The sequence below is a fragment of the Bacillus sp. MBGLi79 genome (assembly GCF_002953915.1).
On the sequence record NZ_CP026521.1, the window covers coordinates 2,419,625 to 2,433,239 of the forward strand.

Genomic DNA, 13,615 nt, shown 5'->3' on the forward strand with positions numbered 1-13,615 from the left:
AATGAATTAGAATTTCAAATTTACCGAATGCAGGAGAATATGAAGGATTTATATAAGGATGCCAAAGTGCTTGGTATTGATCAATCGAAACATCAAGAGTGGATGATTGTTTCCTCGATTGATGATGGCCAAACATGCAAAATTATGCTTACTGATTGTAAAACGGCTTACAGAGGAAAAGGCAGTTTTTCACTTGTAGCGTCTTACAAGGATGATGCCATTCATATCGGGGATATCAAAGGCCCTCCGAATCACGGGTTTGGTTCCATTTGCATGAAATATTTAAAAGATATCGCCAGAGACCACAATATTCCGAAAGTCACAGGCGACATTGCCAAGCGTGATTGGAATCATGTAGACCGGCTGATTCATTTTTATGAAAAACATCAATTCAAAGTATGCGTCGATCCTGATACACAATCCGGCAGCATTAAGTGGGTTGATTTGTAAAAAAATCTGGAATAATGAGCCTAGATGTGCTGTAATGGTGTAAAACCATTGATGGAGGGTTCTATGTACGCCTCAAAACTGAAAAAGGGAGACGAGATCCGGATTGTGTCTCCCGCAACCAGCATGTCTATATTATCAAACGAAGCAAAAGTTCAAGCAAAAACAACATTAGAACACTTAGGTTATCGGGTCACCATTGCTGAACATGCAAATGAATGTAACGAATTTGATTCATCCTCTATCGAATCAAGAGTCCATGATCTGCACACGGCCTTTTTTGATCCAGGCGTCAAAGCGATTTTAACGACACTCGGAGGCTTCAATTCAAATCAGCTGCTGCGCTATCTTGATTACGAAAAAATCAAACAGCATCCAAAAATTCTGTGCGGCTATTCTGATATAACGGCCCTCAGCAATGCCATTTATCAAAAAACGGGTCTTGTTACGTATTCAGGCCCCCACTTTTCAACATTTGCAATGAAAAAAGGGCTCGATTATACACAAGATTATTTTCTTTCTTGCTGCGCTTCGGACGACCCGTTTGAGATTCATCCTTCGAGCGAATGGAGCGATGACCGCTGGTATTTGGATCAAGAAAGCAGGCACTTTTATCCTAATAACGGACCTGTTGTGATTCAAGAGGGTTATGCGGAAGGCACTTTGATTGGCGGAAACCTATGCACGCTTAATTTGCTGCAGGGAACGGAGTATTTTCCAGAAACAGAACATACCATTTTATTGATTGAAGATGATTATATGTCAGACATCCACATGTTTGACCGCGACCTGCAATCACTCATCCACCTCCCCGCTTTTTCACATGTAAAGGGTATTTTGATCGGCAGATTTCAGAAAGCATCAAACGTATCAATGGATCTCGTAAAAGCCATGATCGAAACAAAAAAAGAATTATCCGGCATCCCGGTCATCGCAAACATAAATGCTGGACATACCTCGCCAATTGCCACATTCCCTATAGGGGGAACATGCAGAATTGAAGCTGTTTCGGGAACATCGCGAATATGGATCGATAAACATTAATCAGCTTGTAAATTTTTTTACAAGCTTTTTTAGCGCAATCGGTTATGCAAGGCGCACCAGACATGACAAATGTCATATAGGAGGCATGATGTGTGCTACTACAAAAGACTTCTCTCATTAGCGTATACTGAACCGAGACACACAATGAGAGGATACTTACTATGACTGAACAAACCGTTGCACATAAACAAAAACAGCTGACAAAGCAAGTCGCTGCATTTGCTCAGCCTGAAACGAAAAACAGCCTGATTCAGCTTTTGAACACGTTTATTCCATTCTTCGGCCTGTGGTTTCTTGCTTATCTCAGCCTCAATGTCTCCTATCTTCTTACGTTAGCATTAACAGTGATTGCCGCGGGTTTTCTGACAAGAATTTTTATCATCTTCCATGACTGCTGCCATCAATCTTTTTTCAAACAAAAACGCTATAACCATATTCTTGGTTTTCTGACAGGTGTCCTGACTTTATTCCCGTATCTTCAATGGCAGCACAGCCATTCGATTCACCATGCGACAAGCAGCAATCTGGATAAACGCGGAACAGGTGATATCTGGATGTTAACAGTGAACGAATATAAGGCTGCATCCAGACGAACAAAGCTTGCCTACAGACTTTATAGAAACCCGTTTATCATGTTTATTCTCGGACCGATTTATGTTTTTCTGATCACGAACCGTTTTAACAAAAAAGGCGCAAGACGCAAGGAGCGTGTAAACACATACCTTACGAATCTGGCAATTGCCGCGTTGGCTGCCGCTTGCTGTCTGATCTTTGGCTGGCAATCGTTTTTGCTCGTGCAAGGCCCGATATTTCTGATTTCAGGTTCAATCGGTGTTTGGCTGTTTTACGTGCAGCATACCTTTGAAGATTCTTATTTTGAAGCGGATGAAAACTGGAGCTACGTTCAGGCCGCTGTTGAAGGCAGTTCATTTTATAAGCTTCCGAAGCTGCTTCAATGGCTGACAGGCAATATCGGTTACCACCACGTGCATCATTTGAGTCCAAAGGTGCCTAACTATAAGCTTGAAGTGGCTCATGAACATCACGAACCATTAAAAAACGTACCGACAATTACCTTAAAAACAAGTCTGCAATCACTTGCATTCCGCCTTTGGGATGAAGATAAAAAACAATTTGTGTCCTTTCGGGACATCAAACATAAACCTTCAAGCTCTTCGCCTGGTTCACCAGATAAAGAGCAGTTGCGAAAGAACGCCTGATGATGAAGGAGGTCTTCTAATATACTAGAGGACTTCCTTTTTATTATTGGAGGGTGCATTCCGGCTTTCACAATGATAAAGTTACAAGTAAGATGAAAAGCTGAAAATGAGGTAAGATCATGATTAAAAAGCATTTTACATTTCAAAAACTAAGCGGAATTACTCCCTATATATGGACAATATTTTTCATTCTCCCCTTCTACTTTATATGGAAATCATCATCTACATTTGTTATTATCGTCGGCATCATTTTGACGCTTTTATTTTTTTCCGTATATAGATTTGCTTTCGTCTCAAAAGGCTGGACCATTTATTTGTGGGGATTTTTATTAATCGGCATTTCGACGTCCTCCATTACTCTGTTCAGTTATATTTATTTTGCTTTTTTTATCGCGTATTTTATTGGAAACATTAAGGAACGCGTCCCTTTTCACATTTTATATTATGTCCATTTAATAAGCGCGGCTGTCGCAGCTAATTTCAGTCTCGTATTAAAAAAGGAATTCTTTTTGACTCAAATTCCTTTTGTCGTCATTACCCTCATCAGCGCGATTTTATTGCCCTTCAGTATAAGAAGCCGCAAGGAACGCGAACGGCTGGAAGAAAAGCTTGAGGATGCAAATGAACGGATTGCAGAACTGGTAAAATTAGAAGAACGGCAGCGAATTGCCCGCGATCTCCATGATACGCTTGGACAAAAGCTTTCTCTTATCGGATTAAAAAGCGACTTAGCGAGAAAATTGATATACAAAGATCCCGAACAAGCAGCTCGTGAATTGAAAAGTGTTCAGCAAACAGCGAGAACTTCTTTAAATGAAGTAAGAAAAATCGTATCCTCCATGAAAGGCATCCGGCTCAAGGATGAACTGATCAACATCAAACAGATTCTCGAAGCCGCAGACATTACGTTTATCTATGAAGAAGAGAAGTGGCCCGAAAATATCTCATTGCTAAATGAAAACATTTTGAGCATGTGCTTAAAAGAAGCTGTCACAAATGTCGTCAAACACAGTCAGGCTAAAACTTGCCGAGTAGACATTCAGCAGCTCTGGAAGGAAGTTGTCATTACAGTGTCTGACGATGGAACATTTAAAGGAGAAGAAAATTCCTTTTCTAAAGGACATGGCTTACTCGGGATGAGAGAACGGCTTGAGTTTGCAAACGGAAGCCTTCACATCGATACCGAAAACGGCACCAAGCTTACCATGGCAATTCCTAATAATTCAAAATAAACATAAAGGATGGCTTACATGATTAGTATATTTATTGCAGAAGATCAGCAAATGCTGCTGGGCGCTTTAGGATCACTTCTAAACCTAGAAGACGATATGGAAGTCGTAGGAAAAGGGACAACCGGCCAAGATGCTGTTGATTTTGTCAAAAAACGCCAGCCTGATGTATGTATTATGGACATTGAAATGCCTGGAAAAACAGGCCTTGAAGCTGCCGAGGAGCTAAAGAATACAGGCTGCAAAATTATAATCCTAACCACCTTTGCCAGACCCGGCTACTTTCAGAGGGCTATTAAAGCAGGCGTAAAAGGCTATTTATTAAAAGACAGTCCGAGCGAAGAGCTCGCCTGCGCCATCCGTAGCGTTATGAACGGAAAGCGCATCTATGCACCTGAGCTGATGGAGGACTTATACAGCGAGGCTAACCCTCTTACAGATAGAGAAAAAGAAGTGCTTGAACTTGTGGCTAACGGTAAAAATACCAAAGAAATCGCTCAGGAACTCAGCATCAAAAGCGGAACGGTGCGAAATTATATCTCAATGATTCTAGAAAAACTTGAAGTGAAAAATCGAATTGAAGCCATTACCCGTTCAAAAGAAAAAGGCTGGTTTAAATAAAAAAAGATCTTGGCATCTGCCAAGATCTTTTTTGTTAACCTGAATACATCGCCGGAACCGGAATAAGACGGATCGATATCCTTCACTCTTAAAGCCAGCTGAACGATGATATGCTTAACAGCCTCAGATTGACTAGTTGTCCTATTAAAATCGCCGCCACTGCACATCTGCTGAATTGCTGATATCGATTGAATTGCGTATTTAATGGAAAGTCATCTGCTGTCCAACTCCGCTCACAAGCTGCATTGCCCAACTGCAAGAGTGCCTAATATGACAATAAAAAACCGCCTAAAATGAATCCGATTCCGTATAGGGCAACTGCTACATCCAACTGCCTTTTATCCGCAAAAAAAGATACACAGCAGCTCATTTCGCCGATCAAGGATATTAACAACCAGCTATAAATGCCATGGTGCAAAATGTCTCTGTAATGTGAAATCATTCATTGAACCCGAGAGCCCCTGAATCGCACATAAAAAGAAAAACGGGACCACTTTTCTTTATCAGCATATGATAAAGAAAAAAAGACACAAGCCAAAAGCTCATGTCTTTTATCACAATCTATATCATTAGTTTAAGACTTTCACACTTACAGTTTTGACGCCCCAATTTGATGCATCGCTTTTATTTGGTACAAATACGTCAATTTTATTTCCTTTAATAGCGCCGCCAGTGTCTGCTGCTGTTGCTTCCCCGTAGCCTTCAACATAGACTTTAGAACCTAGCGGAATCACATTAGGATCAACCGCGATAACTTTCGCGTTCGGGTTCTTATTTAAGTCAATGCCTGTTGCCGTAACGCCGGAGATGCCGCCGTCGTTAGCAGTGTAAGCAGTAGCAGTAACTGTTAGTTCTTTTGAAGCTTCTTGATTATTTGTATTTGATTGAACAGCCTTCTCTTCTGTATTAACAGAAGTTTCTGCCTCAGCTTTTGTTTCTTGTTTAGGTTGCTGTTGAACAGCTTCTTGTTTAGGTTGCTCTTTTTGCACAGCCTCTTGTTTTGGTGCAGCTTGAGGTGCGCTTGTTTGCGCATTCTCAACAACTGTGTTTGCTGCTGTTGCCTGACCTTTTACTGAAAGAGTTGATCCAGCATAGATCATGTCAGAGCTTAAGTTATTCCAAGCTTTCAGGTTGTTGACTGTCGTGCCGAATTTTTGAGCAATCTTAGAAAGCGTATCTCCCGCTTTAATTGTATATTGCCCATTAGTGGTTGTTTCTTCTGAAGAAATGGTCAGTTTTTCTCCTGCAATGATTTTATCAGAAGTTAACTTGTTCCATTCTTTTAAGTCCTTTAGGTTCACTCCGTTTTTCTGAGAGATTCCCCAGAGCGTATCACCCTTTTGCACCGTAATTTCTTTTGCAGAAGCGTGAGCTCCGAATGCAGTTGTTGAAAGTGCAGCAACTGCCACAAAGGACATAATCGTCTTCTTCATAAGTAAATCCTCCCTTGTTAGCTTTTTATTGGCGGCTAACAGGTGATATCGTAACACACGTAAATGTCAAATCAATAACAAAAAGATATGATTTAGATTACAGTTCCTTTACATGAAGGATTTCTCTCTGATGGAAAGACTTGCTGAACCCTTGATATAATAGGCTTCGCAAGTCTTTTTATTTTAAGGCAAAACAGAGAAAATAAAATGTGTTTTTTATAGAAAAAAAGATTGATTTTCTGTTTTTTAGTCTGTCATCCTTGCATAAGCTTGTATTTCTTGTAAAAAAAGCCGGCCGTATTTTGCTCTTTTTTGTTCTCCGACTCCTTTTATAGACAAAAGTTCCTCATCATTTACGGGCTGTTTTCCTGACATTTCTTTTAACGTTTGGTCAGAGAAGACAACAAATGGCGGAACACCCTGCTCAGCCGCGATTTCTTTCCGAACCATGCGCAATCGTTCAAACAGCTCGTCATTTTCAGTTATCGCTGCCGCTTTTAACGCTTCTTTTCTCGTTACTGATAATTCTCCTCTCAGCACATTCCTACCTTTACTGCTGACAAAAAGAGTCGGAAATGTTCCGTCTGACATCCTGATAAAGTCGTCAGAAATAAGAAACTCAATAAAATCACTGATTTCGCCAACTGATTGGTGTTTTAATATTCCGTATGTTGAAAGGTCCGAAAAACCGTTTTCAAGAACTTTTTTATTTTTGGAGCCGGCAAGCACCTGGGCAACTATCGTCTTGCCAAATCGTTCTTTCATGCGAATGATACAAGATAAGACCATTTGCGCCTCCCGCGTCACGTCATGGGCCGCCCTTGTATCAGTGCAGTTTCCGCATTGTCCGCACGCATCAGGCTCCTTTTCTCCGAAATACATAAGGATAAAACGCTGCAGACAATCTTCCGTATGACAATAGTCGACCATTTGTCTCAGCTTTTTTAAATCCTGCTTTTGTTTCTCTTCATGTTCTGATTGCTCAATTAAGAAGCGCTGCACCATAATATCCTGCGGTGAAAACAGGAGAACACATTCACTGGCAAGGCCGTCCCGCCCAGCTCGTCCAGCCTCTTGATAATAGCTTTCCATATCTTTTGGAATTTGTGCATGCAGAACAAATCTGATATTTGATTTATCAATCCCCATTCCAAAAGCAGAGGTTGCCACCATCACTTGAAGCTCATCATTAAGAAACCTTTCCTGCTGCTCTTTTCTCACATCATCAGCCAAACCTCCGTGATACCGCCCTGCCCTGATCTGATTTCGTTTCAATCTCTCATATATCCGATCAGCTTCTTTTCTGGTCGCGGTATAGACAATTCCTGCTTCATGTCTGTTGTTTTGCACATATTCATCTATAAAACGATCTTTATTTTCTCCTTTTACTACTTTAAAGGTTAAATTTTCTCGTGAAAATCCGGTATATACCGTGTTTTCTTTTTGAATGTGCAGCTGTTTGCAAATATCATCATGAACCTCGGGTGTGGCTGTTGCTGTTAACGCCATGATGACAGGCTTGTCGTGTAATTCACGGAACAAAATTTCAATATTTCTGTAGCTTGGCCTGAAATCGTGCCCCCATTGAGAAATACAGTGCGCCTCGTCTATTGCGACCAAAGGAACATCTATGCCCTGCAAAATCCGGATAAACACCGTGGACGTTAGTCGCTCTGGTGTAATGTAAAAAAGCTTATAAGCCCCTTCTTTGAGTCCGTTCAGCCTCTCGTATATTTCCTGATTGGATTGTGTGCTATTAATGTAGGCGGCGTTAATCCCCGCTTCTTCTAATGCATCAACTTGATCCTTCATCAAGGAAATCAACGGTGAAATGACGATCGTCGTCCCTTCAAACATTAATGCTGGAATTTGATAGCAAATCGATTTGCCGCCTCCCGTTGGCATAATACAGGCCGTATTTTGCCTCGCTTCCGTTACCAAGCGGATCGCTTCATCCTGGCCGCTGCGAAGCTTTTCATAACCAAAATAATGAGCCAGAAGGGATTGGGCTCTATGTAACATAATGTGTAAACCTCGCTTTTCCTTGAATTTCTCCCATCATATCATAAAAAAGAGGCCTTCATTTCTTTCACACAAAAATTGAATTTTTCACTATACCAACCTTTTCAGATAAAATAAAAAGCCATTTCCGAAAAGGAAATGGCTTTCGCTACATCTTGCCGTATGCAAGTAAGAAAGTTTTAAACCACCACTCCTCAAAGTGGGTGTTTGCAGAAACGTTCCTGTCGTCCTCAGCAATGGAGGCATGACATTCCAGCTTCGATATAAAACTCCCTATTACAGCTTAAAGGTTAAAACTTAATTATCATTACGTACAATGCAGCGTAATTGAATTATATGATAAAAACATTAAAAATGCAACCTCTTGCCTAAAGAGAATGTGACGCTCTATAATAAGTTGAATATTTACAAAATTCCGTAATCTTATGACGTTCGTACAACCCTTCATGTCCATCTGTTCATAGACTGTCTATTGAGGTGATGTCTTGTGGTAAAAATTTTTATCGATCCCGGCCATGGCGGGACTGATACAGGTGCTTCAGCTAATGGTTTGCAAGAAAAACAGTTAACATTGCAAACCGCCTTGGCTTTAAGAAACATGCTGCTGAATGAATATCAAAATGTTTCAGTCCTGTTGAGCAGGACAAGCGACCAAACCGTCAGTCTGACGCAACGCACGAACGCCGCGAACAGCTGGGGAGCGGACTACTTTCTATCGATTCACATGAATGCCGGGGGCGGGACAGGTTTCGAGGATTACATTTATCCCGGCGTCGGCGCACCTACCACCACCTATCGGGATATCATGCATGAAGAGATTTTAAAAGTTGTCGATTTCAGGGATCGCGGCAAGAAAACGGCAAATTTTCATGTTCTTAGAGAAACAGCCATGCCCGCACTCCTTACGGAAAATGGCTTTGTAGACAATACAAACGACGCCGAGAAACTGAAGTCTTCCGCGTTTATTCAATCCATTGCCAGAGGCCACGCCAACGGACTCGCAAGGGCATTTAACCTTTCCAAAAACGCAGCAGCTCTCTATAAAGTGCAGATCGGCGCTTTCAGGACCAAAGCCAATGCCGATTCGCTTGCCGCTCAAGCGGAAGCGAAAGGGTTTGATGCCCTTGTGATTTACAGGGACAGCCTTTACAAAGTGCAAATTGGCGCTTTTTCTTTCAAAGAAAATGCCGAAGCGCTCGTTCAGCAAGCCAAAAACGCCGGATTTGACGCTTTCATTTACCAGGAATAGGGACAATCATCAAGAAAAGCCCGCGATCTGTCTCGTATAGATCGCAGGCTTTTTTTATGCTTTTGCAGCTTTACTTTGAATCGCCGGCTTTTGCGTTTGATTCGATGCATGGCTGTTCAACACCATTCCGATAATCACAAGTGCCATGCCGCTCCATGAGATGGCACCAGGAAGCGGACTTGAAAGAAGCAAAATTTCACCAGCGGCAGCAAACAGCACTTCAAACGATTGTGTGGCCTCGACAGCCCCTAATTTTCGCATATCCCCTTTTACAAGATCGGTTGCGGCAAAGAACAGCACAGTTGCGCATATTCCGGAAAAGACAGCCACCAAACCTGACTGAATGACTTGTCCCCGGCTGGGCGCACCCGCCGATGCCAGCCCGTACAGTGAGAGGATCAGCCAAAACGGAAGGCCTGCCAACGTCCTCCCCAATACCCGCTGATAAGCATCAAGGCGCCCGGCGCATGCTTCCATCATTTTTCTGTTCCCAAGCGGATATGCAAATGAAGCCAACATAACCGGCACGACGCACAGCAGCATCTCATGCAAAGAAAGCTGTGCCGCATGCTCAGCCTGCATCAGCGCCACCCCGATTAAAATGATCAACGACATCGCCAGCCCTTTATAGGGAATTTTGCCCCTCATCTGTACGGGACCTGTTTTTGTTTGGATGGTTTCGTAAAAAAGCGGCGCCAAAAGGGAGCCGGAAATAATCGTGATTTGCCATGTTCCTGCAATCAGCCAGCCCGGCCCGTAAGCCGCCGCAAAACAGAGCGGCGCATAAAAGAGGCCGAAGCCGACGATGCTCCATCTCAGCCAAATGCCCGGTGCTTTTTTGATTTCCTGAAAAAGTTCTTTTACGTTCCCCCTCAGCCAAACAATGACAAATAAAAGAGGCGCCATAAAGATAAATCTTAGCGATGCGCTCCAGATCCAGCTTCCCCCTTCAAGCTCCATCGCCCTGTTTAAAACGAATGTAAAAGCAAAAAAGAAGGCTGCAAAAACGCCCAGTATAATCGGCCTCACAATCCCCTCACTCCTTTTCCTGATGTCCGGCCAATCGGTCTCCGAGACTGAGCCAGTTTTCCTCGGCAAGCTTGATGGCCGCATTCCGATCCCCCTGTCTGCAGGCATCGATGATGTTCTGATGCTGTTCGACAGATTTCAAGCTGCCGATCGAGGAAAACTGCGACATCTCAAGGCGGTAAATTTTTGAAGAAATTCTCTCCAATGCCCGGGTAATTTCCGGGTTTTTTGATGCTTGTAAAAACACCTCATGAAAAGCAGCATCCGATTCGATTGCTTCGATAATGTCTTCTTTTTGAATCGCTTGCTGCAACGTTTGATTATGCGCCTCCAGTTGATCAAGGTCTGAATCCGTTAAAAAAGGAAACGACAGCTTGACAGCCAGCGCATGCAGTGCTGCAGTGACTGTAAAAGCATGTTCAGCTTCCTCGCGATTTAACGGTGCTACACGTGTTGCTGAACCCGGAACAGTTTCAACAAGTCCTTCATCTTCCAGGCGTTTGAGCGCCTCCCTGACAGGTGTGCGGCTGATGCCAAACTGCTCTGCAAGCTCCTGATCATGCAAGCGCTCCCCCGGCTTTAGTTCCAAATGTACGATGGTGCGCTTCAGCGTTTGATACACTTCTTCCCGAAGCGAAATTCGTTTGATTCGTTTAATGTTATTTTTCATCATAAAACCAATATATCGGATTTTGGTTTTATGCACAACCAAATTTTTTATCTAACCCCTTTCTCTTTAGCGGCGTATTTTCTTTTCGCCTGGCAATCTTTGCAGATGCCGTACAGTTCCAATCGGTGATGTGTCACTTTAAATCCGGTCAGCCGTGCCGCAATGTCTTTTACTTTCTCCAGTTGCGGACAATGAAAATCGACGATTTTCCCGCATACTTCGCATATGACATGATCATGTTCCTCTAGAGCCAGATCAAAACGAAGCGGATCGGTAAACCCCATTTCTTTTATAAGGCCCTCTTGTTTAAAATAGCGGATGGTGTTGTATATCGTCGCTGTACTGACGGCAGGATATATCTCCCTCAATGATTGTTGAATTTCAGCTATTGTAGGGTGGTTCCTGTTGGCTAAAAAATAATGGTAGATGGCCAGCCGCTGCGGCGTCATTCGAATGCCTTTCCGTTTAAGCTGCGCCATCGCTTCCTGCTTTACATTCGTTTCGTTTTCCATACCTCTTTCGTCACTGCCCCTTTTTTCCCTTGAATCTTCCGATATTCTTTGCCTGGCTGCCTTAGAAACGGAGTGCTTTAGATGTGATGTTCATTTAATAAACGTTCTCCTTGATCCGATCGAGCGCCTGCCAAGGCATCAGGGCACAGTTATGGCGGGCCCGTAACGGATGGACGCCAATCAGGGAAACGGCATCTCCCAGCAGATCCTCTGCCGGTTCTTCTCCTTTTCTGATCATATTTTCCATCGCTTCACGCATTAGCCCGGCTTCTTTTAACGTCTTTCCTTTTATCAGTTCAGTCATGATTGATGAGGAAGCCATGCTGATGCTGCACCCATCTCCGATAAAAGCTGCGTCTTCGATCTTTTCATTTTTAATGTCGATAAACAAAGTCATCACATCACCGCATGTTGGATTTTTGTAATGGACGTAATACGCGCTGTGTTTATCGATTTTTCGAAAATTTCGCCTGTATCTTGCATGATCCATAATGACGGACCGATACAGCTCTTCCAGTTTCGGCATGAAATGATGCTCCTTCCCTTTTAAACAGTTGTATTTTGGTTGAAAGAACAAACGGATTTAGTTATACTTCCGTTATTAAATCGTAATCATTACGATTTAATAATAACCGATCAAGAAGCTCACCGCAAATGAAAAGACACAATGAAACTGCCTCTTCTAATAAAGAGACAGATCGGTCAAACGCAAAGGGGGAAGATTTATTATGAAGGAGCCAGACCGCATTCAACTCGACTCTTTTCAAATGACAATTTTATCTGATGGAGCATTTCGAGTTTCAAGGGATTTCTTTTTGGCGGGAGGAGACCCTCATGAAGCTGAAGAATTTGAAGTAGCGCTGAACTTTATCTGCCTGGAAACGAACGAAAAACGGATACTGATTGATACGGGATTTGGCGAAACAGGCGGACAAGAAAGCGGGCACTTGATTCATCACCTGACACAGGCGGGAATTATGCCTGACTCCATAGACTATGTCATTTTGTCACACAGTCATTTAGATCATACGGGAGGTCTTCTGAATAACGGGAAACCCGCTTTTCCAAACGCTGTTCATCTGATCAGTGAAGCAGAATGGCTGTACGCAAAACAAACGCCGGCTTCTAAACAGTTTCGCATTCTCTCCACTGTCCGGCCGCTTCTGAAGCTGCTGACAGAAGATACCGAACTGCTTCCCGGACTGAAGCTGATCCATACGCCCGGACATACGCCTGGACACTTGACTATTGAATTACAGACAAAAGACGGGGTCTGTCAGATCATCAATGACGCATTTCACATTCCCGAAAGCATCTCCAATCCAAAGCTGCGGGTTTCGCTTGAGCATGACCCTAAAGAGGGAGAAAAGACAAGAAGACTGCTGGCCCGGCAGGCTTATAACGGACAGGTCCTGCTCCACGGGTGTCATTTCCCCTACCCTGGTTTCGGGTTAATCGAAAAGCAGGGCTCACTTTTTCAATGGAAACCGGTCCAATACGAAAAGAAAACTCGCTGAATCAGCGAGTTTTCCCATTTAAACTAAGATATCAACGACAAACTGTGACCAAGATTCAAGTCTGTCATAGACGCTTTTATCTTTCAGATCACTGGCTTTCATCCACCGGCCGGCAATCTGCTCCTTTTCTTTAACTTCAACGTGTGCGCCCGGTTTTAACTCAAGCGCTGAAAGGATTCCGATATGTACTTTTCCGACGCTGTTTTCATCATCATTAATCAGTCCGAGCGTCACCATTTTTTCTTTATCTGATTCCTCAATCAGAAGCTCTTCATCAAGTTCACGGTCTGTGTTTAACTTCAGAATACCGGAAAAATCAAGCCCTTCGGCAAAGTTCATGTGGCCGCCGAAGCCGAGTGACAGCTTGTTGTGAAGCCGCGCTTCCCCTCCGCCTTCGAGCCGCTCGTATACAAATATTTCGTCTTCTCTTTTGATGACAACATAAGGGATCGGCTGTTTAAACGCAGGATCTTCTTCGGCGTCTCCCCTTCTCATTTCACTGAAGTGCTGTTCAATATGCGCCATGATCTTCCCAACCTTCTCACCGTCGCTGTTGACGCCTTGGAAGGTCAGCGTTTCATTTGCAAATACGTTTTCCCGCGGAACCACGAGAATGATTTCA

14 protein-coding genes and 1 other RNA gene are annotated in these 13,615 nt (G+C 43.1%); 7 read left to right on the plus strand and 8 right to left on the minus strand.

Features of this window, described 5'->3' with window-relative positions:
- The 5 genes from C1T29_RS11925 to desR all read left to right on the plus strand — a co-directional run.
- The coding region (locus C1T29_RS11925) for an N-acetyltransferase (protein WP_208945449.1) at positions 1-450 on the plus strand (450 nt) is incomplete at its 5' end.
- Between the two features lie 63 nt (positions 451-513).
- Positions 514-1,491 (plus strand): S66 family peptidase, encoded by a 978-nt coding sequence (locus tag C1T29_RS11930; RefSeq protein ID WP_095431588.1) that lies wholly within the window; start codon positions 514-516, stop codon positions 1,489-1,491.
- A gap of 161 nt (positions 1,492-1,652) precedes the next feature.
- Positions 1,653-2,711 carry a Delta(5) desaturase DesA gene (gene desE / locus C1T29_RS11935; RefSeq protein ID WP_040082903.1) on the plus strand — a complete coding sequence of 353 codons (1,059 nt, stop codon included), beginning with the start codon at positions 1,653-1,655 and terminating at the stop codon, positions 2,709-2,711.
- Positions 2,712-2,830: 119 nt separating this feature from the next.
- Positions 2,831-3,943: a two-component sensor histidine kinase DesK gene (gene desK, locus C1T29_RS11940; RefSeq protein ID WP_014664256.1), complete on the plus strand. Its 1,113-nt coding sequence runs from the start codon at positions 2,831-2,833 to the stop codon at positions 3,941-3,943.
- Positions 3,944-3,961: 18 nt separating this feature from the next.
- Positions 3,962-4,561 carry a two-component system response regulator DesR gene (desR, locus tag C1T29_RS11945; protein WP_014664257.1) on the plus strand — a complete coding sequence of 200 codons (600 nt, stop codon included), beginning with the start codon at positions 3,962-3,964 and terminating at the stop codon, positions 4,559-4,561.
- Positions 4,562-5,130: 569 nt separating this feature from the next.
- Here the strand turns inward: desR and C1T29_RS11950 are convergent.
- The 3 genes from C1T29_RS11950 to ssrS form a co-directional block, all read right to left on the minus strand.
- The gene (locus tag C1T29_RS11950; RefSeq protein ID WP_095431585.1) at positions 5,131-5,994 is read right to left on the minus strand and encodes a LysM peptidoglycan-binding and 3D domain-containing protein; all 864 of its coding nucleotides are present in this window, start codon (positions 5,992-5,994) and stop codon (positions 5,131-5,133) included.
- A gap of 246 nt (positions 5,995-6,240) precedes the next feature.
- A complete protein-coding gene (gene recQ, locus C1T29_RS11955) occupies positions 6,241-8,016 on the minus strand; it encodes a DNA helicase RecQ (RefSeq protein ID WP_103749664.1) in 1,776 nt (591 codons plus the stop codon).
- 141 nt (positions 8,017-8,157) lie between these two features.
- A non-coding RNA gene (gene ssrS, locus C1T29_RS11960) (6S RNA) lies at positions 8,158-8,344 on the minus strand.
- 159 nt (positions 8,345-8,503) lie between these two features.
- Here ssrS and C1T29_RS11965 point away from each other — a divergent pair.
- On the plus strand, positions 8,504-9,265 hold the full coding sequence (locus C1T29_RS11965; RefSeq protein WP_103749001.1) for an N-acetylmuramoyl-L-alanine amidase: 762 nt from the start codon (positions 8,504-8,506) through the stop codon (positions 9,263-9,265).
- Positions 9,266-9,319: 54 nt separating this feature from the next.
- Here the strand turns inward: C1T29_RS11965 and C1T29_RS11970 are convergent, their stop codons facing one another.
- From C1T29_RS11970 to sufU, 4 genes are all read right to left on the minus strand, one after another.
- Positions 9,320-10,294 (minus strand): DMT family transporter, encoded by a 975-nt coding sequence (locus C1T29_RS11970; protein ID WP_208945450.1) that lies wholly within the window; start codon positions 10,292-10,294, stop codon positions 9,320-9,322.
- A 7-nt stretch (positions 10,295-10,301) separates the two neighbouring features.
- Positions 10,302-10,967, minus strand: a complete 666-nt coding sequence (locus C1T29_RS11975; protein WP_026579697.1) for a GntR family transcriptional regulator — start codon at positions 10,965-10,967, stop codon at positions 10,302-10,304.
- A 44-nt stretch (positions 10,968-11,011) separates the two neighbouring features.
- Positions 11,012-11,476 (minus strand): Fur family transcriptional regulator, encoded by a 465-nt coding sequence (locus C1T29_RS11980; RefSeq protein WP_026579698.1) that lies wholly within the window; start codon positions 11,474-11,476, stop codon positions 11,012-11,014.
- 94 nt (positions 11,477-11,570) lie between these two features.
- Positions 11,571-12,002 carry a Fe-S cluster assembly sulfur transfer protein SufU gene (sufU, locus tag C1T29_RS11985; protein ID WP_020451508.1) on the minus strand — a complete coding sequence of 144 codons (432 nt, stop codon included), beginning with the start codon at positions 12,000-12,002 and terminating at the stop codon, positions 11,571-11,573.
- Positions 12,003-12,204: 202 nt separating this feature from the next.
- On the opposite strand from sufU, the gene C1T29_RS11990 reads away from it, so the two are divergent.
- Entirely contained in the window at positions 12,205-12,993 is a 789-nt protein-coding gene (locus C1T29_RS11990) for an MBL fold metallo-hydrolase (protein WP_103749002.1), read from the plus strand.
- An 18-nt stretch (positions 12,994-13,011) separates the two neighbouring features.
- Here the strand turns inward: C1T29_RS11990 and C1T29_RS11995 are convergent.
- Positions 13,012-13,615 (minus strand): hypothetical protein (locus tag C1T29_RS11995; RefSeq protein WP_208945451.1); only part of this gene is annotated, 604 nt, incomplete at its 5' end.